The sequence below is a fragment of the Lentzea sp. CC55 genome (genome assembly GCF_021056325.1).
Classification (GTDB): Bacteria; Actinomycetota; Actinomycetes; order Mycobacteriales; family Pseudonocardiaceae; genus Lentzea; species Lentzea jiangxiensis.
In genome coordinates, this window is sequence record NZ_JAJCXE010000022.1 from 303,540 (window position 1) to 327,607 (window position 24,068).

Sequence of the window (24,068 nt, forward strand, 5' to 3'; positions counted from 1 at the left end):
AGCGCCTCACCGACAGCAGGTCGTCGGTTACTGTCCGCTCCATGCGTCTTCTTGCTCGGGTCGGCAGCTTGCGCGCGGTCGTCGCGGTGACCGTCGGGTTCATCGCCCTCAACATGCTCCTGGTGGTTCTCGGCAACGTCACGGACTACGGCACGAACGAGGCGTTCGTGCGGCACGTCCTCGCCATGGACACCACGTTCGGCGAAGGTCTGAAGTGGCGGGCCATCACGAGCCCCGCCGTCGTCACGATCGTCTACGTCGCGATCATCGTGTGGGAGGCGATCTCCGCGGTCCTGCTGACCGCCGGCACGATCGCGTACCTGCGCGACAGGGAGGACAGCGCGCGCAGGTTCGCGTCCGCGGGCCTGCTGATGGTCGTGGCGCTGTTCCTGGGCGGCTTCATCACGATCGGCGGCGAGTGGTTCGCGATGTGGCAGTCGAAGGACTGGAACGGCATCGGCGCGGCCCTGCGCATGGTGACCATCGCGGGCTTCGCGCTGGTCCTGGTGCACCTCACCCCGCGTCGGGCCACCGCGTAGTCGGCTCCCCGCAGAACACCGGCCCGACCCCGGCGTCGGCGCCCAACGAAGCCCACCAGTCGCGCTGCTCGGCGTCCTCGACCGGATCGACCACCACGAGCCCACCGGCTTCGTGCACGAACCCGACGAGGTCGCTGAGCACGTGCGACACGAGCTCGTCCGGCTTCTGGCAGCGCCCCTTCACCCGCACGGCCGTGACGCCGAGAGAACGGACGAGCTCGATCTCCGCCGTGGACCCCTTGAAGTCCCGCGCGCCGATGTGGATTCCCATGTCCGACAACAGGTCCAGGTTGTCGGCGGCCTCGCTGTCCTGCGACGCGAGCACGTGCACGGGAAAGCCCAGCAGCAACCGGCCCGCCGGCAACCCGGTGTCCGCGAGCACCCGCCGCACGTCCCGGACGAGGTCGGGACTGTTCGCCAGGCTCTCGGTGAGGCACACCGCGAGCACTTCCTCGTGCTCGCACGCGGTCTCGGCCGCCCTGCGCAGCATCCACTCGCCCAACGGCAACATCAACCCGGTGTGCTCGGCCATCGACACGCACTTCTCGTGCGGGACGAGCCCGGCGTCGCGGTGCCGCCAGTTCAGCTCGGCCTCGACGCACACCCGTGCCGTCCCGTCGAGCCTCATGACGGGGTTGAACACGACCTCGATCTCACCGTTCTCCCACGCCCCCGGCATGACCGCGGCCAGGGCGAGCTCCTCCTGCTCGCGCTTGTCCTGCGTGGCGTCGTGCAACCCCCACTGTCGGCGCCCGCTGCGCTTGGCCCGCCGCAACGTCATGTCCGAGGCCCGCAGCACCTCGGCGGGATGATCACCGGGGTGCAGCCGCGGTAACACCCCGATCGTCGCCGACACCGCGACCCCGTGCTCACCGAAGTACGCGGGCTCGGCCAGCTCGTGCTCGATGGTCCGCACCGTCGTGTCGACGTCCGGCGTGTCGGGTCCGTTCTCCACGAGCACGGCGAACTCGTCGCCCTCGAGCCGCGCGACCATCGCCTTCTCCGCGGCGAAGACGGAGCTGAGCCGCTCGGCGACGAGCTTGAGCACCTCGTCCCCGATCTCGCGCCCGAGCCCGTCCGTGATCACCGCGAAGGCGTCGAGGTCGAGGTGGTAGAGCGTCACGCCGTGCTCGATGTCGCTGTGCAGCAACGACTCCAGCCGAGTCGTCAGGTACTGCCGGTTGGGCAACCCGGTCAGCGCGTCGTGCAGCGACTGGTACTGCAACCGCCCGCCGAGCAACGTGAGCTGGCTGTCGTCGTCGATCATCACGACGTGGTGCCGCGGGTTGTCCTCGGCGTCCTTCTGCACGGTGGCGGCCAGCAGGACCCGGAAGTGCTCACCATCTCGGTCGATCAACCGCGGCCGCTCCTCGACGCGCCGCATCCGCCCGTGCCGGAGACTGGCGAGGGCGTCGTCGACCAGGGGCAGGTCGGCGGGCGCGATCAGGTCCGCGAGCGTCATCCCCGCGACGTCCTCGCGCCGCAGGATGGTGCACAACGCCTCGTTCGCCCGCTTCAGCTCGCCGTCGAGGCTGACGATCGCGATGCCGGTCGACGAGTGGGCGAAGATGTCCTCGAACCGCTCCTCGCTGGCCTGCAGGTCGAGCTGCACAGCCCGGTTCGCCCGCAGCAACGCCTGGCTGACGCTCTCCTGCTGCTCCAGCACGAACGCCTGGATCGCCGCTGTGTACGCGGCGGACACGGCCCCGATCACCAACGCGGCCCGCTGCGCGTCCGCCCCTTCCTGCACGACGAACCGCGCGAGCACCTCGACGGACCTGGCCAGGCTCTCCGCGCCGACGCAGTGCATCTCGACGAGGCGGGTGCCCGCCCGGGAGGCGACAGCGGGATCCTCGGCGACCGCCTCGGCCACGACGTTGAGCAGCTCGTGCAGCTCCTCCACCAGCTTGGCGGCGGACAGGGGGATGTACGCGGTGCGACTGACCTGGGCAGCCCAGTCGCGCGCCAGCTCGTCACGTCCTGTCCGACGTGACGGTCCCGCGTCGTCCTGGCTCGGCAACCGATCCACCTGACCTGCTCGGCGAGCAACGGTGCGGAAGCCTACAGCCAGCAACCCACACCGTCCGATGACGAGACGGCGTTCCCCCTGACGGGGGTATGGCGAACTCTCAGCGTTACGAGCTTGAGTCGCTCAACCGGACCAACTTCCGCTCGGAACAGCCCAACCCTCGATACCCCATAGGGCTACACGCGCCCAGCGGGAGGAACGCACCGGCGAACGGCACCGGCACAGGTCGAGCGGTGATCAGCAACACAGATGCGTGATGCCGGGCCGGCACACCTCGCGGCCCCTCAGGCTCCCAGGATGTGCCGCAGCTGAGCCAGCAGATCCGACCGGGAGGTGGACCCCAGCCGCTGCCGCATCCGAGCCATGTGGTGCTCAACGGTCTTGGCGGAGATGAACAACCGGTCCCCCACCTGCCGGTAGGTCATCCCCTCGACGACCAGCTGGGCCACCTCCCGCTCCCGGTCGCTCAGCTTCCCGGCGTCCTCGACGACGTCGGCGGCCACGGCCTCGGCGGCCCGGCGAGCGGACACCGGCCGCCCCTGCAACAACCGGGCGCAGTCGAGCAGCCGGACCATCGCCTGCCGGTCGGAGGTCCGGATCGCGGCCTGACCGGCCAGCCGCGAGGCGTCCCACCAGAGCCCGACCGCGTGCAGGCTGCGAGCCGCGGCCTCGACCCGGTCCGGATCCACCTTCCCCGCCACCACGTCCAGCCAGCACTCGGCGGCGGCGGACAGGATCGAGCAGTACCGCGACCGTTCCCGGAACTCCCCCAGCACGGCCGCGTGCTCCTCGGCGACGGCGGTGTTCTCGTCGATGATCGCCGAGTGCAGCAAGCTCCAGTGGAACTGCGCGGCCCACAACGGCGGGTTTCCCAACGACTTCAGCAGCGCGGACGCCTGTGCCAGGTGCGGCGCCAGCCGCTCCTGGTCCCGCAACCGGGCGGCAGCCGCCGCGAACTCCCCCAGCGGCAGCAGGCTGAACAGGTCCACCGGATGCCGCAGAACGGCCTCGCAGGCCTGCTCCCAGGTGCGGCGCAGGGTGGCCAGGTCGCTGTTGCGCCGAGCCACACCCACTTCCAAGGCCACCGCGAAGATCCAGTCGCGAGGCTCGAAAGCACCCCGGACGGACATCAGGGTCTCCCGAGCCACAGCCAGGTTCCCGCGCAGCATCTGCAACCAGGCCCGCAACAACCGGTGCCGCACGGACATCAGCACGCCACCGGTTCCGGTCTCCACAGCGCGGTCCAGCACGGACTCGGCCATGTTCGGCTCACCGCAGTGCACCGCCACCAGCGCCGCCAGCGCCGCCGGGCTGTCCGGCAGCAGCACCGCCCCGCCGGCGGGTTCGAGCATCGACGAGGCGCGGACCAAAGTGGACAGTGCGGCCGTCTCGGCCCCGGTCACCGACTGCCGGACGCCCTGCAGCATCAGGGATGCCGCTCCACCGAGCATCGTCGGGGGCTGCGGTGGCGTCTCTTCGAACAGGTGCCCGGTCCCGATCGACCCGATACCGGCGAACGCTGCCGCGTAAGGGGTGGCCGCCCACCGGAACAGCTCGGTGCTGCGGGCCAGCTGGCCGCGGTGCGCGAGAGCCACCGCGGCGACCTCGGCGGCGGTCCGGCGCTGCGGGGTGTCGGACGAACTGATCACCTGGTCGGCGAGGCGCAGAGCCGCGTCCAGGTCACCGGCCATCGCGGAGGCGGTGGCCCACGAAGCGGCGGTCTCGGAAGAGGGCGTCCCGCCCCCGGTGGAAGCGTGGAACAGCCGAGCGGCCAGCGCGGGGTCCGACGACAGGGCCTCCCGGGCGGCGGCGGCGAACACCGGCCCGCCGATCCCGGTGTCCAGCAACGGCCGCACCAGCTCGAGAACCGGTCCACCGCGGTCCATCTGCAGCTGGGCCAGCTTCTGGCGCACGGCGATCCGCCGCTCGGCACGGGCGAGAGCACCGACGGCCCGGTGCGCGAGGGGCAGCAGGGTGCCGTCCTCGGCCAGCACGCCGGTGGCGCGGGCGGCCTCGATGATGTCGCTGACCTCGTCGAAGTCCTTGTCCAGCAACGCCGACAGCAGGTCGAGGCGCTGGGCGGCCCCGGCCTCGGCGGCCAGCAGGAACTTCTGCAGGTCGGGGTCCAGCCAGTCGAGCTCGGCGCGGAACGTGCCGAGCACCTCCGGCGAGACCTCGGTGGCGGCGCCGAGCCGTTCCACGAGCGCGGGCACGCCACCGGTCTGCGCGTGCACGAAGTCCACGACCGGTTTGGGCGCTTGCAGGAGGTCGCGGACCTGCTCGCGGGTGAACGGCGCCAGCGGCACGACCACGGCGCCGCGGCTCAGCTCGGCCAGCACGGCGCGGCGCGGCCAGGGGCGGTAGGCCACCGCCAGCAGCGGCTCGGCGGCGAGCTCGCGCAGGGTGGCGTCGTCCAGCAGGTGCGCGTCGTCGACGACGCGCACGGCGGTGTTGGTGATCTCCGAGAGAAACGCTGTCTTGCCGTAACCGCCGGGCGCCGCGACGACGACGCGCAGGCGGGTGTCCGCGGCGGCGTCGTTGATCCGGTCGAGGACTCCTCGCACGGAGGTGTCCAGCACCAACCTGGCTCGCGTGGTCACGCTCAACGGCCGTCCTCATCATCGTCTCGGGATCGGGAGCCGGACCGGCGTCCGGCAGGTTTCAGCACGCTCGCCACGCGCTTGACCCGGCGCGGCGGCAGTTCCAGCGGGGACACGTCCACCGGCGGGCGGGGCGGTGGCGCGGTGAACTCGTCGTCGTCCGGGGCCGGGACCTCGCCGACGGGGAAGCGCAGCGACTGTTCGCGGGTGTGCAGCAGCACCGAGGTGTCGAGCGGTTCCGGCTCGACCTCGGGCCCCAGCAGGACGAGGCGGGCGGCGACCGCGAGGCCCTTCGCGACCGAGTGCTCCGGCGCCGCCTCGGCCAGCACCCGGCAGTCGACCGCGGCCGACAGCGCGTCGCCGACCACGGTCATCCGGCAGGCACCGCCGACGAGCAGCACCGCGTCGGGCCGCACCGGGCCGACCGCGCGGACGAAGGTGCCGACCAGGTGGTCGACGGACGGCCGGACCTCCTCGACGAACTCGTCGCGGGTGATCTCGACACCGCTCACCACCACCGACTGCCCGAACGCCCGATTGGCCGCCTCGCACTCGACGGCCGACACGCGTCCGTCCTTGCCGAGCCTGCCGCGCACCAGCGCGCCCAGCAGGTCGTCGAAGTCGGCACCGGTGTGGTGGTCGACGCCCTCGACGTGGTTGACCAGCTCGAACGTCCGGTTCTGCGCACGCCGGACGACCGACGCGGAGAACGCGTGGCTGCCCAGCGAGAACACCGCCAGGAAGGCGTCGGGCAGCACGCGGGCGCGCACGGCGTGGTTCTCGGCGGCCGCCAGCGGCTCCGCCACGAGCGTCAAGTCGTGCACGCCGACCGCCCGCAACGCCCCGTGGAGCCGTCCACGGCGATAGGGGCCCCACCCGGCGGGGTGACTCACTGCCACGTGACGAGGCCGTTCACCCTCTCGGGCGACCACCTCGCCGATGACCCACATGATCATCAACGCGGTGAGCTCCTCGGCCGGGCACGTCTCCGGTCCCAGCGAGAACGGCACCGCGTCGCCGGCCCTGCGGGCGAAGCCGAAGGCCGTCCAGCCGGGAAGGCCGAGCTCACCGACCGTGAACGTGCCCGCGTCCGTGAGCTGCAGCAACGACGGCACCACCAGCGCGACCTCGGCGTCCCGGGTCCCGTCGAGGCGGCACACGGCAGCCGTCGTCCGGGTGGTCCCGACATCGACTCCGAGTACGTACGCCAAGTCTCTTCCTCACCTGTTCGCAGCAGCGACCAGTACCTACACGGGTGAACGAGAGGCGCTCAAGTGATGCCCCTAATCCCCTAGGGGGTCAACGAGCGTCACCCCATCGGGGAACGGGGATTCACTGGGAGTGATCCCCGATGTAGGGGAAGACGGACTCCCCATAGCTTTCAGCCGCACACCCCGACCGTTCCGTGCCTCAACCATGGAGTCCCTTCAGATGATCCAGCCCAGCACGCTCCACGACTTCGTGCTCAACCTGCTCAGCGACCCGGCCCTCAAGGACGCGTTCGCGAACGACGCCCAGGGCACCTTGGAGCAGGCCGGTCTGGCGGACATCACGGCCCTCGACGTGCAGGAGGTCATCCCGCTGGTGATCGACCTGCTGCCCGCCACCCCCGCTGGCCTGCCCGCCATCGACGGGGTGGACCTGGCCCTGCCCACTGACGACCTCCTCTCGGACGGTCCGCTCGGCGCCATCAGCCAGCTGCAGGCGGTCGCGTCTCAGCTGACCTCGTCGGGCCTCAGCCTGAGCGACCTGCACACCTCGTCGGCCGGCCTGCTCGCGGCGGACGCGGACGGCCTCAACCTGATCGTCGCGAACAAGACCCTGGGCGAGTACACCTCGACCAACATCGGTCTCGACGGCGACTTCTCCGCCATCGGCGACGTGACGAGCGTCCTCGACCAGACCACGTCGCCGCTCACCGGCACCGTGCTGGACGTGGCCGACACCGCCACCGCGACGGTCGACGCGCCGCTCGCGGGCGTCACCTCGACCGTTCCCGGTGTCGACGGCGCCCTCGGCCACCTCGACGGCGTGACGGGCCTCGCCCACGACGCCCTCGGCGTGCTCGGCGGCGGCGACGCCAACCTGGGCGTTCTCGACGTCTCCGGCCTGGGCGACCTGGCCGACGGCACCCTCACCGCGCAGTCCACCGAGACCGTCGCGACCGTCTCGCACACCGCGACCGGCGTGGTCGGCACGGTCACCGGCGTCGGCGGCACCGCGACCGGCCTGGTCGGCGACGCGGGTGTCGGCAACGTGCTCGGCACCGTCAGCGACGTGACGCACAACGTTCCGGACGCCCTCGACCTCGGCGGCCTGCTCGGCTGAGCCACCCTCGCCACCGCGGACCGGCCCTGTCCCACCTGGACAGGGCCGGTTCGGCGTCTCCGGGCACCGTCCGGCCCGCTCACGCGGTGAGGAACGTCACCGCCCCTCCGAACTGCCCGGTCCTGACAGAACCGGACCGGTCTCCGGTTCGAGACTTTCACCCAAGGGGGTGAACACGGCACTATGAGTCAGGTGATGGCACCGCCCTGGCTCGACGTGCTCGACGAGACGATCGGGGCCTGCGTCACGCACCGGCGGCCCGACCTGGAGGCCCGGCTGCGCGAAAAGCGGGCACAGCAACTGGATCCCAAGTTGCGCGTCCTCGTCGTCGGCGAGTCCAAACAAGGCAAGAGCCAGCTCGTCAACGCGTTGCTCAACGCCCCCGTCTGCGCGGTGGGCGACGACATCACGACGACTGTGCCGACCTTCGTCCAGCACGCCGACACGCCGTCGGCGGCGCTGGTCCGCAACGCGTCCGCGGGCGGCTCGATCTTCCACACCCCGACCGAGCGCATCGCCGTCCCGATCGACCAGGTGACGAAACAGGCCACCGCGCAGTCGAAGCACGTCGTGCGGGCCGAGATCGGCATCCCGCGCGCCCTGCTCGACAGCGGCCTGGTCCTGATCGACACCCCCGGCGTCGGCGACACCCGCTCCGCGCACACCGCCAGCACGTTCGCGACGCTGATGCAGGCCGACGCCGTGCTGCTCGTGTCCGACGCGACCGGTGAGCTGACGTCCGCGGAGATGACGCTGCTCAAGAAGGTCATGGAGGCCTGCCCGAACGTCACGGTGGTCGTCACGAAGATCGACCTCGTGCCGGGCTGGCGTGCCGTCGTCGAGCGCAACAGGGCGCTGCTCGCCCGCGCCGGCGTTCCCGCGAAGCTCATCCCGGTGTCGTCGGCGCTGCGGCTGCGCGCGGCGAAGACCGGTGACCAGCGGCTCAACGCGGAGTCCGGCTTCCCCGACCTGCTGGCGTGCGTGCAGCGCGACATCGTGGCGAGCGCCGACCTGCTGGCCCGCCGCGCCGTCGCCGTCGTCGCGTCGAGCGCGATCACCCAGCTGGTCACGCCGTTGCGCGAGGAGCTGACGGCCCACGACTCGTCGCACACCGTCGCCACGATCTCGACGCTGCAGGAGGCCCAGCGGCGGGTCGACGAGCTGCGGCGCCGGTCCGCGCGCTGGCAGAACGTGCTCAACGACGAGATGGCCGACCTGATCTCCGACGTCGAGTACGACCTGCGCGACAGGACCCGCAAGATCCTGCGCGAAGTCGACAAGACCTATGACGAGGCCGACCCCGCGATCGGCTGGGACAAGTTCGAGCAGTGGCTCGAGGACAACCTCAACGAGGCCGCCACCACGAACTTCGCCTGGCTGATGGAACGCGCGGAGTGGGTGGCCGCGAAGGTCGCGAGGAACTTCCCCGTCTACCGGGAGGACCTGATCCCCGGTTCGGTGCTGCCGGACGACCTGCTCGAGCCGGCGAGCAAGCTGGAGAAGCCGAAGATCGAGCCGTTCTCCGTGCCGCAGAAGCTCTTCACGGGTCTGCGCGGCTCCTACGGCGGTGTGCTGATGTTCGGTCTGGTCACGTCGCTCGCGGGCATGCCGCTGATCAACGTGATCTCGCTCGGCGCCGGTGCCCTCTTCGGCGGGAAGTCCATTCTGGACGAGAGCGACCAACGGTTGAAGCGCCGCCAAGCGGCCGCGAAGGCCGCCGCGCAACGGCACGTGGACGACTTCTTCATGAAGTTCTCCAAGGACGTCCGCGACTCCGGCCGCCACATCCAGCGAACGCTCCGCAACCACTTCAGCACGCTCGCCGAGGAGCTGCAGGAGACGTTGCTGGAGTCGGCCCGCAGCGCCAAGCGCGCGGTGCAGGACGACCAGACCGAGCGCGAGCGCAGGATGCGGGAAGGCCGCAAGGAGCTCGACAAGCTCGTCACGCTCTACAAGAGGGTGCAGGCACTCGGGGGTCCCGCGATGGAGCTCACCGCGTGACGCTGGACCGAGTCGTCTGGTCGATGCTGCAGGAAGCGATGGCGGTCTACCGGGACAGCCCGCGCGCCACGGCCTGGCTGCGCTCGCACGCCGAGCGCTACACCGAACCCGTGCGGATCGCGGTGGCCGGCCGGTCGAAGATCGGCAAGTCCACCGTGGTCAACGCGTTGATCGGCGACGAGTTCACGCCGCAGAGCTCGTTCGTCTGGTACCGGGGCGCGACCGAGCCGCGGGCGCACGTGTTCTCCGGCCCCGGCAGGCCGCACGAGGTCACGATCGGCAGGCGGGGCAGCCGCAACCACGTGGAGACCGGCCAGGTCGACCGCGCCGACCGGGTCGTCGTCGAGTGGCCGGCGCGGTCGCTGCGGGACGTCGTGCTCATCGACACCCCGGCCGAGGCCACGCCGGACCAGGTGCTCGGGGACGCGGACGCGTTGCTGTACCTGATGCGGCACGTGCAGGACGAGGACCTGAAATTCCTGCGGTCCGCCAACGACCACCCCATCGCCCGCAACGCCGCCGTGCACACGGTCGCGGTGCTCGCCCGCGCCGACGAGATCGGGGCCGGGCGGATCGACGCGCTGTCGTCGGCCAAGCAGATCGCGCGCCGCTACCGCCGTGACGTGGCCGTGCAACCGTTGTGCCAGAACGTGGTCTCGGTCGCCGGGCTGTTGGCGGTGGCCGCGAAGACGCTGCGGGAGGACGAGTTCGCCGCGCTGCGGGCGCTGTCCTCGCTCGGCCGCGAGGAGCTCGAGGACCACCTGCTGTCGGCGGACAGGTTCGTCGGCGAGCAGTTCCCGCTGACGATGGAACCCGCTGTGCGCCAGGCGTTGCTGGAGCGGTTCGGGATCTTCGGCGTCCGGCTGGTCACCGCGCTGGTCCGGCAGGGCTTCGACTCGCAGGTGAAGCTCACCGGGCAGCTGGTGCAGCGCAGCGGGCTCGGGGAGCTGCGCGACTCGATCGCGGTCCACTTCACCGAGCGCCGCGAGGTCCTCAAGGCCCGGTCGGCGTTGCTCGCGCTGGACGTCGTGCTGCGGATGGAACCGCGGCAGCAGGCCCGCAAGCTCGTGACCGACCTCGAACGGGTCGTCGCCTCCGCGCACGACTTCCGCGAGCTGCGGCTCGTCGCGGCGCTGCAGTCCGGGCGCACGAAGCTGCCCACCGACCTGCAGGGCGAGGCGCTGCGGCTCGTCGGTGCGGAAGGCACGGCTCCGGCCGTGCGGCTGGGCTTCGAGTACGAGCCCGACGCCGGGGAGCTGCGGGAGGCGTTGCTCGACGCCTTGGTCCGCTGGCAGGCGCGGGCCCTCGACGTCCACGCGCCGAACGACCACCGCAGGGCCGCCCAGGTCGTGGTCCGCACGTGCGAGGGGCTGCTCCCCCGGTTCGGCTGAGGCACGATGGTCCGCATGGAACTCGTGCCGTGGCAGAACGAGCACTTCGGCTACATGCTGCGGTGGGCGTCCGATCCCCGCATGACCGCCCACGTCGGCAACGGCATGCCGTGGACGCCGGACTACGTGGACGAACGCCACGCGCAGGCGTTGCGGCACTGGGAGGACCACGGCTTCGGCCTGCACGCCGTCGTCGAGGACGGCGTGGTGATCGGGCTGGCGCAGATGCTCGACGGCGACCTGGGGCAGATCGAGATCGGCTACTGGATCGACCCGGCGCACTGGGGCCGCGGGGTCGCCACCCGCGTCGCCGCGGAGCTGCGGGACAAGGCCCTCGCCATCGCCGACCGGGTCGTCGCGGGCCACCAAGCGGACAACGTCGCGTCCGGGCGCGTGCTCGAGAAGGCCGGGCTGACCTACTTCACCAGCAGGTGCCGCGGCGGAAGAGTGGAGCACCACTACGCGTTGCAGCGGGGTATGAGCGACACCGGGGTACTGCGCTACAGCGCGTTCACGAAGGACCCGGCGGGCGGCAACCCGGCCGGAGTGGTGCTCGACGCGAGCGACCTCACCGACGAGGAGATGCTCGCCATCGCCGCGAAGGTGGGGTACTCGGAGACGGCGTTCGTGCTGCCGCGTTCGGAGGAGCGCGTGTTCGACGTCCGGTACTTCAGCCCGAAGGCCGAGGTGCCGTTCTGCGGGCACGCCACGATCGCCACGTCCGTCGCGCTGGCGGAGCGGATCGGGGACGGGACGCTGACGTTCCACACGCCCGCCGGGGAGATCACCATCGAGACGTCCGGCGGCACGGCGTCGCTGACCAGCGTGCCGACCAGCACGTCCGAGGCCGGTCCGGAACTGGTGTCCGCGGCTCTGCGGGCGCTGGGGTACGAGGAGATCGGCTCCGGGCCGGTGCACGTCGGGTTCGGCGGGGCGCGGCACCTGATCGTGCCGCTGCGGGACCGCGAGCAGCTGGCCGCCCTCGACTACGACTTCGACGCGTTGCGCGACCTGATGCTGGAGCACGACCTCACGACCGTGCACCTGTTCTGGCGCGAGTCGGCGGACCTCGTGCACGCCCGCGACCCGTTCCCGGTCGGCGGCGTGGTCGAGGACGCGGCGACCGGGGCGGCCGCCGCGGCGTTCGGCGGCTACCTGCGCGACCTCGAGGGACCACAGCGGTTCGTGATCAGCCAGGGCGAGGACATGGGCAGGCCGTCGCGGCTGGAGGTCGACGCCACCCGTGAGGACCGGCGGGTCACCGTCACGGGTGCCGCCGTCCTCATCCCTTGACGCGCTCCAGCACGACGACGGGGATCTCGCGGTCGGTCTTGGCCTGGTACTCGTCGTAGTCCGGCCAGACCTCGGTCATGAGCTTCCACAGCCGGTCCCGCTCGACGGGGCCGGCCGTGCGGGCGTTCGCCTGGAACTTGTCCGCCGCGACCTGCACGTGGACGACCGGGTCCTCGGTGAGGTTGAGGTACCACGCCGGGTGGGCGGGCGCGCCGCCCTGCGAGGCGACCACCACGTACCCGTCACCGTCGGGCTGGTAGATGAGCGCGGTGCGCCGCAGCTCGCCGCTCTTGCGCCCCTTGGTGGTCAGCAGCAGCGTGTGCACGCCGGGCCGCCACTCGTGGCCTTCCGCGCCGTCGGTCTCGACGTACTTCCTGATGTGCTCTTGCACCCAACTCGTGGGAGAGTCCTTCACCGCCATGGGTCCGACGCTACTGCCGCGGAGCGCAGGGTGCGCGGCAGCAGCGTCGAACCGAGGGGTGCACCCTCCCGCGCCGGACCCGTTGGCGCTGCCGCAAGCGCCGGGCCGGAAGATCGATCGAAGTCACTATGCCCCGATCGAAGGGTGGCGGCGCATTCAGAAGGGGGATACAAGGTCTTTATGCCCGAGCTGGAGCTGCGCCACCTCCGCGCGGTACGGACCATCGCCGAGGAAGGCAGTGTCACCAGGGCCGCGACGCGACTGGGACTCACCCAACCGGCGCTGTCGGCCCAGCTGCGCACCGTCGAGAGACTCGTCGGCGGCCAGCTGTTCGACCGGACGCGCAACGGATGCGTCCCCACGGACCTGGGCCGCCGAGTGCTGGGCACGGCCCGCCTGGTGCTCGACGAGATGGCCCAGCTGATGAGCACCACCCCCGCCGCGGACCGCCGCGGACCGCTGATCTTCGGCTGCATCCCGGTCCTGTACTTCGCGCGGCTCGTCGAGGGGCTCCGTGAGCTCAACTCCGACGTCCGCGCGGAGGTGCGGCCGTCGTCGGCGGAGATCGTCGACATGCTGGAGGCCGGACAGGTCCACGTGGCGCTGTTCGAGTTCTTCGACGGGATGCACGCCCGCGACCTCGCCGGCATCGAGCTGCGCAAGCTCGTGACCGAGCCCGCGTTCGTGGCCCTGGCGGAAACGGACCCCTTGGCGTCGCAGGAGGAGGTGGAGCTGGGCCAGCTCGCGGACCGCGACTGGGTGACGCCGCCCAAGCCGCACATCGGCTCGCGGACGCAGCTGTTCCAGGTCTGCGCGGACGCCGGGTTCGTGCCCCGGCTGACCCACCACACGGGCGAGGCGAGCATGGCCAGGGGCCTCGTCGCCGGCGGGTGCGTGTCGTTCGCGGCGGCACCTTCGCGCACCGGGGACGGCATCGTGATCCGGCGGTTGCGGGGCATGCCGTTGATGACGGACATCTTCGTGGCCACCCGGAGGGATTCACCGGTTGCCGGGCGGGCGCACGAGGTGTTCGCCTGTGCTGCTGGGGCCTATCGGTCCGTGTTGGACCGGAACCCGGAGTACCGGAAGTGGTGGGACGCGCATCCGGAGGCGCATCCGGAGTTCAACTGAGACCTGGGGGTGTGGGGCGACCTGGGTTGGCTGGTTGCGGTTCCAGCGGGGTTGGTTGCGTTTTGTTGGCCGGGTTGCGTTGCGAGGGTGTTCGCGCGGGTCGGGACGAAGCGCCGGGGTGGCGATTGGGGCTTGACCTCGAGCCTCTGGCGGGATGCTGAGACGGCCTTCAAAAGCCGGGCTGAAAGAGCCCCGGCCGAACCCTGCGAGGGAAGCATCCCGCCCCCTCGAGGTAAAGCCCCAATCGCCTTCGCCGGTGCCGACCGCTGCTCGGCGGCGTCAGGTTCGGACGGCTCGCTGCGCATCGCCACGCCAGGCTGCGTGCGCGGCTGAGTTGGGTTGTCGGCTGTCCGGTTGAGTGCGCGCGCCAGGTCTGGGGTGCGTGGTCGCCTTGCGTTCGCGACTGCGGCTGGCACCACGCGCATGAGTCTCGGTTGTAGGAATGTCAACATTCCTACAATCTGCTGGCGACGAGCTCACAGAGGCCGCCTCGCGACTCGGCTGCGGCTGGAACTACGCGCACGAGCCGGGCTTGTACGAATGTCAACATTCCTACAAGCGGCCGACGGACGGCCGACCCACGGCTGACGGCCCAGGGCTGACGGCCCACGGCTGGCGGCTGGAAGCGAGCTCGCCTCGGTGGTCACCCCGGCGAAGGCGACCACAGGAAGGCGCAGCAAGTGGATCAGACCGCGATCGGCCGGGACGGGCGGCCGATCAGCTTCTCCAGGTCCGGGCGCACCTCGGCGAAGACGCCCTCGCGGATCGCCTTGAAGAAGTCGACGACGATCGGGGGCAGGCCCGCTGCGAGGAGGTCGTCGTCGCTCACGTCGCGGAAGCGGTCGCCTGCCAACTCCGGGAACGACCACGAGGTCGAGCCGGTGAGCTCGTAGGTCTGGTTCTCGTGACCCTCGGTGGTGAGGGCGACGGCGGCGGCGAGGGCGTAGTCGTCGCGGGCCGCGCTTGCGATGCGGCCGTCCTTCGTGGAGACGGCGACGGTGTCGGCGGCGAGAACGCCGAGGTAGTTCTCGTGGTACATGCCGTTGCGCAGGAAGGTGTACGGGATGCCGGTGGCGCGGATGGCTTCCTCGGTCGCCTTGTGGACCGCGGCCACGCCCACCGTGGAGGTGTCCGCGTCGGTCAGGCTCGTGTAGAGGATGTGGCCGACGCCGGCTTCGACTGCCTTGGCGACGGCGTTGCTGTGCTGCTGGATGCGGGTTTCGGTGTCGGGGGCCTCGCCGGACACGATCAGGAGCTTGTCCGCGCCGCGGAAGTCGAGGGTCTCGGGCTTCTCGAAGTCGCCCTGGCGGACCTCCACGCCGTCGAGCGTGAACTTCTTCGGGTCGCGCACGGAGACGATGACCTGCTCGTTCGTGCGGTCGAGGACGTAGCGGACCACTGCGTTGCCGAGCTGGCCGGTGGCGCCGGTGATGAGGATCGTCATGAGCGGAAGCATGGAGAAAGCGCTAACCTTTCGTAAGTACCCACTTTGGAGTTGGGTACTTACTCGGAGGTGAGCATGCAGGTCACCGCATGTCCGGAGCGGGCGATCATGGAGCACATCACAAGCAAGTGGGGTGTGCTGGTGCTGCAGGTGCTGTCCGACGGCGGGTTGTGGCGGTTCAGCGCGCTGCGGCGCGAGTTGGCGGACGTGGTCAGCGAGAAGATGCTGACGCAGACGTTGCGGACGCTGGAGCGGGACGGGTTCGTGCTCCGGGACGTGAAGCCGATCATCCCGCCGCACGTCGAGTACGCGTTGACGCCGCTCGGCAAGGGGGCCGCTCGTCACCTCGTGGCGCTCGCCCATTGGATCGAGGCCAACCAGCCGGAGGTCAGCCAGGCGCAACGGCGCTACGACGCGTCCTGAGGTTCGTTGGAGAACGGCAGCTCAGACATCGGGTCGATCACCCGAATGCGTAGTGAACGTTCTCACACCTCCCTGGTCAGCGCGATGGGTCATCGGATGGGTCACGATCAGGGGGCGCATTCGGAGGCCTTGGACTGGCACAATGGACCAATGGCCCAACCGTTCACCGACGAAAGCCATCCGGCGGAGCCCTATCCGGGCACTCGTCCAGACCACTGTTTCGTCCACGTCGACGAAACGGGCTGGCCAGTGCGACCGGACCTCACGATGGAGTCGGGATGGCGTGTGGAGCCGGAGAACATCGATCTGGACCAATGGCTCGCAAACCACGGTGAACCCCCGCTGGCTGCCCGGATGCCGGTGCTCGGTTACGGGTCGAACGCCAACCCCAGCAAGCTCACCTGGCTCCGCGAGGAGCTCGGTCTCGAAGGCCCCGCTGTCGTGCTCCGCGCACGGTGCGAGGGCCTTTCTGCTGTCTGGGCCGCCGGGCTGCGCATGCGCGACGGGCAGCGGCCGGCCACGCTCGCCGGGGCGCCCGGCGTCACCGAGGAGCACTCCATCTGGTTCGCCACGCCCGAGCAGCTGAGAGTGCTGGACCGGTGCGAGGGGCGAGGGCTGCGGTATCGGCTCGTGCGAGTGCACACGGGGCGTGTGGTGCTCTACAACGGTGGCGTCATCGACAGCGTTCTGGCGTACACGGCGGGCTCCAAGAAGCGGATGCCCGTGCTCTTCAACGGCCGCATGGTCCGGTGCGCGGACGTCTCGCAGCGGGGCGCGCGCGTGCTGGGTGAGAGGCCTGCGCCGACCGACGGTCTGGACGTGACCGAGGTGCACGGGGAGCCGTCCGCGGACGACTGGCCCGAACTGCTGTTCGTCTACGGGACGCTCCAGCCCGGCGCGAGCGCCTGGCGGCTGATGGAGCCGCACGTCGTGGAGTCCGAGAAGACCCACCTGCCCGGCACGCTGTTCGACACGGGGCTGGGCTACCCGGCCCTGCGCCCCGGCGCCGGCCTCGGCGTGCCCGGCTTCGTGCTGCGGCTGAAGTCGCCCGAGATCGCGTTGCCGCAGCTCGACGAGTACGAGGGCGCCGACTACCGGCGCGTGCGGGTCGTGCTGCCGGACGGGCGGATCGCCTGGACGTACATCTGGACCGCCGCGGTGCAGGGCATGGCCGAGCTGCCCGACGGCTGGGTCGTCCACCAGATCCGGTGAATTTCCGGCACGTTGTGTGGGCTTGTTGGTAATTGGGCACATCCTCCAGTGGTAGGAGGTGCACCCATGACACGACGGTTGATCGCTTGCGGACTGCTGGTGCTCGCTTCCGTTACGGCCTGTGGGACCAGAACGCCGGAAAACGCCGCGCAGACGCTGCCGACCGCGTCCACGTCGTCGTCCACGCCGTCATCGACCGATTCGTCGGCCGCTCCGGCTCCGGACAACCCGGGAGCGGCCGACCAGGCCGTGAAGCGCTGCGACTCGACCACGCTCAAGGGCGAGGTCGCTCCGACCGACGCCGGTGCGGGCAACAGGTACGGCAGGTTCATCGTCACGAACTCCGGCACGGTGCCGTGCACGTTGAACGGCTACAGCGGTTTCCAGTTGGAGAACGCCTCCGGCGTGGTGCCGACCAAGCTGGAGCGCAAGGCCGATCCCGGGCCTTCCCAGATGACGCTCGCGCCGGGCGGCAAGGCGGCGGCGAACCTGCACTGGAACGTCGTGCCCGCGGGCGGCGAACCCGTGGAGGGTCCGTGCCAGCCCGAGCCGCCGAAGGCCTCGGCCATCCCGCCCAACGAGACGGCGCCGCTCAGCGTGCCGTGGACCCTGGGCCCGGTGTGTTCCGGCGGCCATATCGAGATAAGCGCGTTTTACGCCGCTTAGGCGCAAGCACCCGGATGTCCTCGCCGTGCTGCCCCACGGCGGGGACATCGGGCTGCGGTGAAGACCCCGCCAGGCCGTCGACCGTCCTGATAGGACACTGCATCGACGCGCCGGCGATCCGCCTTCGAGGAGCGGCCCGCGGGCCGGCGGCGAGGCCGTCACCCAGGTGCTGGAGCGCGCCGGCCGCGTCGTCTGACACCATCTCTGCTGCCATGGACGAAGACGACCTCGTGCTGCTGATCACCGTTGTGGTCGAGGCGGCGGACGAGCACCAGGCGCGCGCCGCGTGCGACGCGCTCATCAGCCGTGCGGGTGCCCAGATCGTGGACGCCCGCGACTGCTCGGACGAGGAGCCCGGTTGCTGGGCCGTCGTCATCACCCGGCAGAGCACCGAGAAGGCCACCCACAACGTCTCGGCGGCGCTGGCGCGGGCCGTGCGGACCTTCATGCGCGGCCTCGGCGACGGCTTCCCGACGCCGCGAGTGGCGTGCGAACCGCCCACGGCGTGGACCGTGCTGGACGAACCGGAGCTCATCAACGGCCTCGTGCCGGGCGCCGAGCGCGTTCTGGTCGAGGCGTGGGCCGGAGATGACCCTTTTGGTGCAGGCACTTTGCGTGACAACGCCCCCGCGAAGCCGTCTTGATTCACCCGGCCGGTCGGCATGAACGCTCAACAGGCTGTAGGCGGCATTGTGAGAGTTGCTACACCCGTGGACAAGGGGCCAGCCGCGCGCTCAACTGATCATTAAATCAAGGCCCGTTCGAGTGCATTCAGGCATCCACCCGGTTAGCCGATCTTCGCTCTCAACTGTGAAAATCTGGGCACAATCTCTACTCAGGGTGGTCTCCAACCACCTGTGTTCCGGAGGGTTCGGGAGCCGACATGGCCAGCATCGAAGAGGTCCGTGCCGCAATTGCCCAGGCGATCGACAAGGCGAGCCAAAGCCAGTCGGCCCTCCAGCAGGCGGCTGAGCTCGCCGAGGACGCGCAGCAGCTGCTGACATCGGTCACGCAGGGCTCCGTGCAGGCGGACGTCGAGACGACGAATGCCCAGTTCGCCCAGGTCGTGTCCGGCGTGAGCGAGCTGCAGAACTACCTCGGCGCCGGCATTTCCGGGGCCGAGGGCATCAACAGCAGGCTTTGATGGCTTCCATCGCCGAGGTTCGCGCCGCGCTCGAGCAGGCGAGCGAGATCCTGCGCGAGTCGTACCGCAGTGTGCGATCAGCGCAGGAAGGCCTCGACGAGGCGGTCGCCATCCTCGCCGAGTCGAGCGAGAACCACCACGAGTCGCTGCTTCCACCGGAGTTCGTGCGCGCCAAGGAAAGATTTCCTGATCAACTCGAACTGATGGTGGGAACACTAGAGCGCATCCAACGACTCACCGTGGAGCTGTGATGAGCAGGCGCGACGAACGGCGGCGGAGGATCGAGGACGCGTTCGCGGAGTTCCAGCGCGCCGTCTCGGCCGCGCTGGGCTCGGTGGCGCGCGAGCACCGTGCGCTCGCCACCGAGCACGCCAAGGACATGTTCGAGCTGACCGTGCGCGGCATGGGCGTCGACAAGGCGGTGCAGGACGCCGCACTGAGGGACGTCACGCCGTTCCTCACGGTCGACGAGAAGCGCACGGGCAACCCGCGCCAGGCACCGCTGTCGATGGCGCAGTTCGCCGATCGGCTCGCCCAGATCGAGCACGACTGGAAGCAGTCGTACCGCGAGTGGACGACCTCCGGCCCCGACCAGCTGACGGCACTGGTGAACTCGGTGGCCGCCGGACCCGCCTCCTGGCCGTACGAGGCGTGGCTCGGCCATCCGGGAACCCACGACGGCAGCCAGGGCGTGCCGGAGCTGTGGCGCATCGGCACCGGCGTGGTGACGTCCGCGCCGGAGACCAGCCCGTTCCCCGTCGCGGTGCCGCTGCTCGACCAGGCGCACCTGCACATCTCGTCCACACCGGACACCCGCCAGCTCGCGGACACGCTGGTGGAAAGCCTCCTGTTGCGGGTGCTGTCGCACTTCCAGCCGGGCCTCGTGCACGTGCACGTGTGGGACGTCGGCCAGCTGACCGGGTCGTTGCCCGGCCTCTACCCGCTGACCCGCGCGAACCTGCTGACGGTGCACGACCCGTCGCGACTGCACGAGCTGCTCGACGAGCTGTCCGAGCACATCCGCCAGGTGCACACCAAGGTCCTGGTCGACGGCCACCTGACCGTGCGCTCGGTCAGCGGCGAGGGCCGGCGCACCGAGCCGTGGCGGATCGCCGTGCTGTTCGGCAACCGCAAGGCGTTGAAGGAAGAACACCAGCAGCAGTTGCAACGCGTGGCGCGCAACGGTTTGGCGTGCGGCGTGCAGCTGTTCATCGTGGACATCCCGATCACGGTCAACTCGCCGGTCGAGACGGTGTCGTTGCGCAACGACGGTTCCGCCACCTGCACGATGACCGGCAAGCACGTCGCCGTGACGCTGGATCCCGCTCTGCCGCGCACCCTCGTGCCGCGGGCGTGCGCCGCCATCGCCGAGAAGCGCGAGGAACGCCGTTCGCGCATGGGCAAGTTCGGCGACCTGCTGCCCGACAGGCCGTGGACGGAGAACTCGTCGGCGGGAGTCATTGCGCCCGTGGGGTTCGACGACGGCGAGCAGGTCTGCGTGCAGCTGGGCGACACCTCACCGCACGCGTTGATCGGCGGGCCTTCGGGCTCCGGCAAGACGAACTTCCTCTACGCGATGCTCGGCTCGCTGTGCGCGCGGTACTCGCCGGACGAGCTGGAGCTCTACCTGCTGGACTTCAAGGAGGGCGTGTCGTTCGCGCAGTTCGCGCCGGGCCGCAAGGACCCGTCGTGGCTGCCGCACGCGCGCCTGGTCGGCGTGAACGTCAACACCGACCGCGAGTTCGGCGTGGCACTGCTGCGCTTCCTGTCCGACGAGATGCGCCGGCGTGCCGACGCGGCGAAGCAGCACGAGGTCACGAAGCTCGAACACCTGCGCGCCGAGGACCCGTCCGGCCGCTGGCCGCGGATCGTCGCCGTGATCGACGAGTTCCAGTACCTGTTCAGCGAGCGCGACCAGGTCACCGCCGCCGCCACCCAGCTGCTGGAGGACGTGGCGCGCCGCGGCCGTTCGCAGGGCATCCACCTGGTGCTGTCGTCGCAGGACGTCTCGGGCATCGAGGGGTTCTGGGGCAAGTCGGCGATCTTCGAGCAGTTCACCGTCCGCATCGCCCTGCCCAAGGCCCGCCGCGTGCTGGCCGAGCCGCAGAACGACGCCGCCGTGGAGCTGCCCCGCTGGCACGCGGTGATCAACCACGAGTCGGGGGTGAAGCCCGGCAACGAGATCTGCCGCATCCCGGACTCGACGTCCAAGGGCACCATGGACCTGCTGCAGACCCAGCTGTGGCGGCACGAACCCGGCCAGGCGCCCGGCCTGTTCGACGGCAGCAAGATCCCGCTGCTCGACGCCCTGCCCGACTTCCTCGACCTGCGACCCGGTGACGCCTCGCCCACCGTGCTGCTCGGACAGGTGATCGACGTCGCGGGCAGCGCGGCACGGGTGAGGTTCGCCCGCACGCCGGGCCGCAACATCGCGGTGATCGGCTCCGTGGTCCAGGACGCGGCCGCCGTGCTCGGCGGAGCGGCCGCGTCACTGGGCAGGCAGCACGAGCCGCACGAGGCGGCGTTCACGCTGGCCTGCATGGTGGACGAGGCGATGCCCTCGGCACAGCACCTGGCGAAGCGCCTGAGCGCCGACGGGCACGACGCGTCGGTGGTCGGCATCGACGGCATCCGCGAGCTGCTGGACAGGACGGCGGCCCGGTTGCAGGCGATCAACACCGGCACGGCCGACTCGCCGCCGTCACCGCACTACCTGGTGCTGTACGGCGTGGACGCGGCGCAGACGTTGCTGGAGCAGAAGGACGCGGCGACCCGCACGTCCGGTGTGGACAGCCTGCGCACCGTCCTGAAGCACGGCCCGGAGAACCGCACGCACGTGCTGGGCTGGTGGCGCGGCGTGCAGAGGCTCAAGGCGAGCCTGCCGCCCGGCGTCTACGACGACATCGGCGCCTGGGTGGCGTTCGACGTGCAGGGCAAGGAACTGCTGTCGCTCGGGCCGGAACAGGTGATGGCGTGGTCGCCGCGACCGCGGCGCGGCCTGTTCTTCGACAGGTTCGAGCACTCGCGACCGCAGGTGATCATCCCGTTCGACACCGGAGAAGCGTCGTGACCCCGTTCGCAGTGGGATTCGACACCTTCAAGATTGCCGTCCTCGCCACCGTGGGTACACGTCAAGGGGAGCTTCGATGAACCCGATGATGACGACGATGTTCGAACCGGTCCCGTCGCAGCGCCAGAGCGAGGAGGTGATCGAGGTGCCGGCGATCTCCGCCGTCGAGCGCTACAAGGAGATCATCGCCATCGCCACCGACGCTGCGGCCCGCCAGCGCAAGCTGGACGAGGTGCGGTGTGCCGAACTCGCCCGGCGGATCGCGGCGACCCAGCACGAGATCGCCGAGGTGCGCGATCGCGAGCGGGTCGTGCGGATGGGCGCCGCGCTGCACTGGGAGGCCGCCGTCGAGCAGCTGTGGAACGAGCGCTGGCTGCAGATGGTCACGTTCCCGCAGCCCGACGAGTCGGTGCCCCCGCGTCCCCAGGGCGAGTACAACCACGCGATGGACGTGGCGTACCAGGTGCTGGAGGACTCGCTCGCGAAGCGGACCCTGTTGCGCCGCAAGCAGAAGGACTGAGTGCGCCGCTTACGCACCACCGCCGACGTGCTGGACGCCAGCGACGACCCGCTCGTCCGCTGGGCGTCCCAGGCGCTGTCCGCGGGAGGTGCCGCCTGGGGACACTGCGGCGCGGTCGCCGTGCACGCCCCCTGCCTGGCCCGGCGCCGCCGCCTGGTCCTCGCCGGCCCGGCCGAGGGCGTGGCCTCACTGCTCGCCGCGCACGGCCGCGGCGTGGACCTGAGGCCCCTGATGGAACGCCGGCTGGCCGAGGAGGTCGAGCCGCTGATGCCGACGCCGTGGGTCGAGGACAAGCCGTTCGGCTGGATGGACCGCACGGGCACGCTCGACCTGCCCGGGGACGCCTCCTGGCTCACCGACACCGGCGACGTGACACCGCTGCTGCGCGAGGCGAACCCGGGCTCGTGGGCCTGGCCGGGCGAGAAGGGCGTCCGCCGCTGGGCGGGGATCCACGACGACAGCAACACCCTCGTCGCCACGGCGGCCGAAGCGTGGTCGTCCACCGACGTCGGCTTCATGATGGGCGTGGCCGTCCACCCGTCCCGCACGAACCAGGGCCTGGGTCACCGCGTCTGCCAGTTCGTGACGTCGTCCCTGCTCACCCGCTACGGCACGTGCGCCCTTTTCGTCGACAACGACAACACTCCGGCCATCGCCGTGTACCGCAAGCTCGGCTTCAGGTACCGCGACGTCACAACACTTCTGCCTGCGGCCTAGGTCACATTCCGGAACAGTCGTCACCGACGGGCTGTTGAAACGGATAATTGATCCGCAAATCAGGATGGAGATGGTTAGACCATGACCAGCACCGCACTCGAGGTCCGGCTCGCGTCCCGCCCGACCGGCTGGCCGACCGAGGACACCTTCGAGATCGCCGAGGTCGAGATCCCGACGCCAGGCGAAGGCGAGATCCTGGTCCGCAACGTCTTCATGAGCGTCGACCCGTACATGCGCGGCCGCATGAACGACGTGAAGTCCTACGTCCCGCCGTTCCAGGTGGGCGCCCCGCTGGACGGCGGCGCGGTGGGCGAGGTGGTGGCAGTCGGCGCAGGCGTCGAGGGCTTCGCCGAGGGCGACAACGTCCTGCACGGCCTCGGCTGGCGCGACTACGCCGTCGTCAACACCAAGCACGCCGTGAAGGTCGACAGCTCCGTGGCTCCGCTCACCACGTACCTGGGCGTCCTGGGCATGCCGGGCCTCACCGCCTACGCGGGCCTCCTGGTCACCGCGGAGTTCAAGCCGGGCGACACCGTCTTCGTCTCGGGCGCGGCAGGCGCAGTGGGCCAGATCGTGGGCCAGATCGCCCGCCTGAAGGGCGCAGCCAGGGTCATCGGCTCCGCGGGCTCCGCGGAAAAGGTCAAGTACCTCACCGAAGAACTCGGCTTCGACGCGGCCTTCAACTACAAGGACGGCCCGGTGGCCGACCAACTCGCCGCAGCCGCCCCCGACGGCATCGACGTCTACTTCGACAACGTGGGCGGCGACCACCTCGAAGCGGCCATCTCGAACCTGAACCTCAACGGCCGGATCACCATGTGCGGCGCCATCTCGCAGTACAACGCCTCCGAGAAGCCCACCGGTCCGAGCAACATGATCCAGATCCTCTCCAAGCGCCTCACCCTGCGCGGCATGCTGGTAAGCGACCACAAGGGCCTGCAGCAGCAGTTCGTGAGCGAAGCGGCAGCCTGGATCGCCTCAGGCGAACTCAAGTACTCCGAAACGGTGGTGGAAGGCGGCGTCCGCCAGGCCCCCGCGGCCTTCCTGGGCATGCTGCGCGGCGAGAACACCGGCAAGATGCTCGTGAAGTTCTAACAGCCGCCCCACGCAAAGGCGAAGCCGAGCCGTACGCGAAGCCG

21 protein-coding genes are annotated in these 24,068 nt (G+C 70.3%); 16 read left to right on the plus strand and 5 right to left on the minus strand.

Going from position 1 to position 24,068, the window contains the following annotated elements; genetic code table 11:
* The first annotated feature begins 41 nt into the window (after positions 1-41).
* Positions 42-539 carry a DUF2165 domain-containing protein gene (locus L6E10_RS17270; protein ID WP_236220524.1) on the plus strand — a complete coding sequence of 166 codons (498 nt, stop codon included), beginning with the start codon at positions 42-44 and terminating at the stop codon, positions 537-539.
* On the opposite strand, the gene L6E10_RS17275 is transcribed toward L6E10_RS17270, so the two are convergent.
* The 3 genes from L6E10_RS17275 to L6E10_RS17285 form a co-directional block, all read right to left on the minus strand.
* On the minus strand, positions 514-2,568 hold the full coding sequence (locus L6E10_RS17275) for a diguanylate cyclase domain-containing protein (protein ID WP_236220525.1): 2,055 nt from the start codon (positions 2,566-2,568) through the stop codon (positions 514-516). The genes L6E10_RS17270 and L6E10_RS17275 overlap by 26 nt on opposite strands.
* A gap of 284 nt (positions 2,569-2,852) precedes the next feature.
* A complete protein-coding gene (locus L6E10_RS17280) occupies positions 2,853-5,168 on the minus strand; it encodes a helix-turn-helix transcriptional regulator (RefSeq protein ID WP_236220526.1) in 2,316 nt (771 codons plus the stop codon).
* A 2-nt stretch (positions 5,169-5,170) separates the two neighbouring features.
* On the minus strand, positions 5,171-6,379 hold the full coding sequence (locus L6E10_RS17285; RefSeq protein WP_236220527.1) for an Hsp70 family protein: 1,209 nt from the start codon (positions 6,377-6,379) through the stop codon (positions 5,171-5,173).
* Between the two features lie 220 nt (positions 6,380-6,599).
* On the opposite strand from L6E10_RS17285, the gene L6E10_RS17290 reads away from it, so the two are divergent.
* The 4 genes from L6E10_RS17290 to L6E10_RS40830 all read left to right on the plus strand — a co-directional run bounded on the left by L6E10_RS17290 (position 6,600) and on the right by L6E10_RS40830 (position 12,181).
* The gene (locus L6E10_RS17290; RefSeq protein WP_236220528.1) at positions 6,600-7,496 is read left to right on the plus strand and encodes an IniB N-terminal domain-containing protein; all 897 of its coding nucleotides are present in this window, start codon (positions 6,600-6,602) and stop codon (positions 7,494-7,496) included.
* Positions 7,497-7,679: 183 nt separating this feature from the next.
* The gene (locus L6E10_RS17295) at positions 7,680-9,497 is read left to right on the plus strand and encodes a dynamin family protein (RefSeq protein ID WP_236220529.1); all 1,818 of its coding nucleotides are present in this window, start codon (positions 7,680-7,682) and stop codon (positions 9,495-9,497) included.
* Complete coding sequence (locus L6E10_RS17300; RefSeq protein WP_236220530.1) at positions 9,494-10,888, plus strand: hypothetical protein; 1,395 nt, start codon at positions 9,494-9,496, stop codon at positions 10,886-10,888. Before L6E10_RS17295 ends, L6E10_RS17300 begins: the two co-directional genes overlap by 4 nt.
* A gap of 15 nt (positions 10,889-10,903) precedes the next feature.
* Complete coding sequence (locus L6E10_RS40830; RefSeq protein ID WP_308102807.1) at positions 10,904-12,181, plus strand: PhzF family phenazine biosynthesis isomerase; 1,278 nt, start codon at positions 10,904-10,906, stop codon at positions 12,179-12,181.
* Here L6E10_RS40830 and L6E10_RS17315 read toward each other — a convergent pair.
* Entirely contained in the window at positions 12,171-12,602 is a 432-nt protein-coding gene (locus tag L6E10_RS17315; RefSeq protein ID WP_236220531.1) for a nitroreductase family deazaflavin-dependent oxidoreductase, read from the minus strand. The two genes, L6E10_RS40830 and L6E10_RS17315, sit on opposite strands and share 11 nt — an antisense overlap.
* Before the next feature lie 180 nt (positions 12,603-12,782).
* Here L6E10_RS17315 and L6E10_RS17320 point away from each other — a divergent pair, with 180 nt between their 5' ends.
* On the plus strand, positions 12,783-13,733 hold the full coding sequence (locus tag L6E10_RS17320; RefSeq protein WP_236220532.1) for a LysR family transcriptional regulator: 951 nt from the start codon (positions 12,783-12,785) through the stop codon (positions 13,731-13,733).
* Between the two features lie 685 nt (positions 13,734-14,418).
* Here the strand turns inward: L6E10_RS17320 and L6E10_RS17325 are convergent.
* Positions 14,419-15,177, minus strand: a complete 759-nt coding sequence (locus L6E10_RS17325; protein WP_236220533.1) for an SDR family oxidoreductase — start codon at positions 15,175-15,177, stop codon at positions 14,419-14,421.
* Positions 15,178-15,285: 108 nt separating this feature from the next.
* On the opposite strand from L6E10_RS17325, the gene L6E10_RS17330 reads away from it, so the two are divergent.
* The 10 genes from L6E10_RS17330 (at position 15,286) to L6E10_RS17375 (ending at position 24,024) form a co-directional block, all read left to right on the plus strand.
* Positions 15,286-15,600, plus strand: coding sequence for a helix-turn-helix domain-containing protein (locus L6E10_RS17330; protein ID WP_236220534.1), 315 nt, complete (start codon positions 15,286-15,288; stop codon positions 15,598-15,600).
* 354 nt (positions 15,601-15,954) lie between these two features.
* Positions 15,955-16,812 carry a gamma-glutamylcyclotransferase gene (locus L6E10_RS17335; RefSeq protein ID WP_236220535.1) on the plus strand — a complete coding sequence of 286 codons (858 nt, stop codon included), beginning with the start codon at positions 15,955-15,957 and terminating at the stop codon, positions 16,810-16,812.
* A gap of 66 nt (positions 16,813-16,878) precedes the next feature.
* Positions 16,879-17,478: a DUF4232 domain-containing protein gene (locus tag L6E10_RS17340; protein ID WP_236220536.1), complete on the plus strand. Its 600-nt coding sequence runs from the start codon at positions 16,879-16,881 to the stop codon at positions 17,476-17,478.
* A 212-nt stretch (positions 17,479-17,690) separates the two neighbouring features.
* Complete coding sequence (locus L6E10_RS17345; protein WP_236220537.1) at positions 17,691-18,122, plus strand: hypothetical protein; 432 nt, start codon at positions 17,691-17,693, stop codon at positions 18,120-18,122.
* A gap of 239 nt (positions 18,123-18,361) precedes the next feature.
* Entirely contained in the window at positions 18,362-18,622 is a 261-nt protein-coding gene (locus L6E10_RS17350; RefSeq protein WP_030467713.1) for a hypothetical protein, read from the plus strand.
* Positions 18,622-18,873, plus strand: coding sequence for a hypothetical protein (locus tag L6E10_RS17355; RefSeq protein ID WP_030467714.1), 252 nt, complete (start codon positions 18,622-18,624; stop codon positions 18,871-18,873). The genes L6E10_RS17350 and L6E10_RS17355 overlap by 1 nt, the downstream gene beginning before the upstream one ends.
* Complete coding sequence (locus tag L6E10_RS17360) at positions 18,873-21,692, plus strand: FtsK/SpoIIIE domain-containing protein (RefSeq protein WP_236220538.1); 2,820 nt, start codon at positions 18,873-18,875, stop codon at positions 21,690-21,692. The genes L6E10_RS17355 and L6E10_RS17360 overlap by 1 nt, the downstream gene beginning before the upstream one ends.
* A gap of 76 nt (positions 21,693-21,768) precedes the next feature.
* Entirely contained in the window at positions 21,769-22,212 is a 444-nt protein-coding gene (locus L6E10_RS17365; protein WP_236220539.1) for a hypothetical protein, read from the plus strand.
* Positions 22,213-22,929: a GNAT family N-acetyltransferase gene (locus tag L6E10_RS40835; protein ID WP_236220540.1), complete on the plus strand. Its 717-nt coding sequence runs from the start codon at positions 22,213-22,215 to the stop codon at positions 22,927-22,929.
* A gap of 81 nt (positions 22,930-23,010) precedes the next feature.
* Positions 23,011-24,024: an NADP-dependent oxidoreductase gene (locus L6E10_RS17375; RefSeq protein ID WP_236220541.1), complete on the plus strand. Its 1,014-nt coding sequence runs from the start codon at positions 23,011-23,013 to the stop codon at positions 24,022-24,024.
* Positions 24,025-24,068: the final 44 nt, after the last annotated feature.

What these genes read in the sequence shown, in the direction of transcription:
- L6E10_RS17270 (WP_236220524.1), top strand. Translation starts at nt 42, where the DNA reads ATGCGTCTTCTTGCTCGGGTCGGCAGCTTGCGCGCGGTCGTCGCGGTG.
- L6E10_RS17290 (WP_236220528.1), top strand. Translation starts at nt 6,600, where the DNA reads ATGATCCAGCCCAGCACGCTCCACGACTTCGTGCTCAACCTGCTCAGC.
- L6E10_RS17295 (WP_236220529.1), top strand. Translation starts at nt 7,680, where the DNA reads ATGAGTCAGGTGATGGCACCGCCCTGGCTCGACGTGCTCGACGAGACG.
- L6E10_RS40830 (WP_308102807.1), top strand. Translation starts at nt 10,904, where the DNA reads ATGGAACTCGTGCCGTGGCAGAACGAGCACTTCGGCTACATGCTGCGG.
- L6E10_RS17315 (WP_236220531.1), bottom strand. Translation starts at nt 12,602, where the DNA reads ATGGCGGTGAAGGACTCTCCCACGAGTTGGGTGCAAGAGCACATCAGG.
- L6E10_RS17320 (WP_236220532.1), top strand. Translation starts at nt 12,783, where the DNA reads ATGCCCGAGCTGGAGCTGCGCCACCTCCGCGCGGTACGGACCATCGCC.
- L6E10_RS17325 (WP_236220533.1), bottom strand. Translation starts at nt 15,177, where the DNA reads ATGACGATCCTCATCACCGGCGCCACCGGCCAGCTCGGCAACGCAGTG.
- L6E10_RS17330 (WP_236220534.1), top strand. Translation starts at nt 15,286, where the DNA reads ATGGAGCACATCACAAGCAAGTGGGGTGTGCTGGTGCTGCAGGTGCTG.
- L6E10_RS17335 (WP_236220535.1), top strand. Translation starts at nt 15,955, where the DNA reads ATGCCGGTGCTCGGTTACGGGTCGAACGCCAACCCCAGCAAGCTCACC.
- L6E10_RS17340 (WP_236220536.1), top strand. Translation starts at nt 16,879, where the DNA reads ATGACACGACGGTTGATCGCTTGCGGACTGCTGGTGCTCGCTTCCGTT.
- L6E10_RS17345 (WP_236220537.1), top strand. Translation starts at nt 17,691, where the DNA reads ATGGACGAAGACGACCTCGTGCTGCTGATCACCGTTGTGGTCGAGGCG.
- L6E10_RS17350 (WP_030467713.1), top strand. Translation starts at nt 18,362, where the DNA reads ATGGCCAGCATCGAAGAGGTCCGTGCCGCAATTGCCCAGGCGATCGAC.
- L6E10_RS17355 (WP_030467714.1), top strand. Translation starts at nt 18,622, where the DNA reads ATGGCTTCCATCGCCGAGGTTCGCGCCGCGCTCGAGCAGGCGAGCGAG.
- L6E10_RS17360 (WP_236220538.1), top strand. Translation starts at nt 18,873, where the DNA reads ATGAGCAGGCGCGACGAACGGCGGCGGAGGATCGAGGACGCGTTCGCG.
- L6E10_RS17365 (WP_236220539.1), top strand. Translation starts at nt 21,769, where the DNA reads ATGAACCCGATGATGACGACGATGTTCGAACCGGTCCCGTCGCAGCGC.
- L6E10_RS17375 (WP_236220541.1), top strand. Translation starts at nt 23,011, where the DNA reads ATGACCAGCACCGCACTCGAGGTCCGGCTCGCGTCCCGCCCGACCGGC.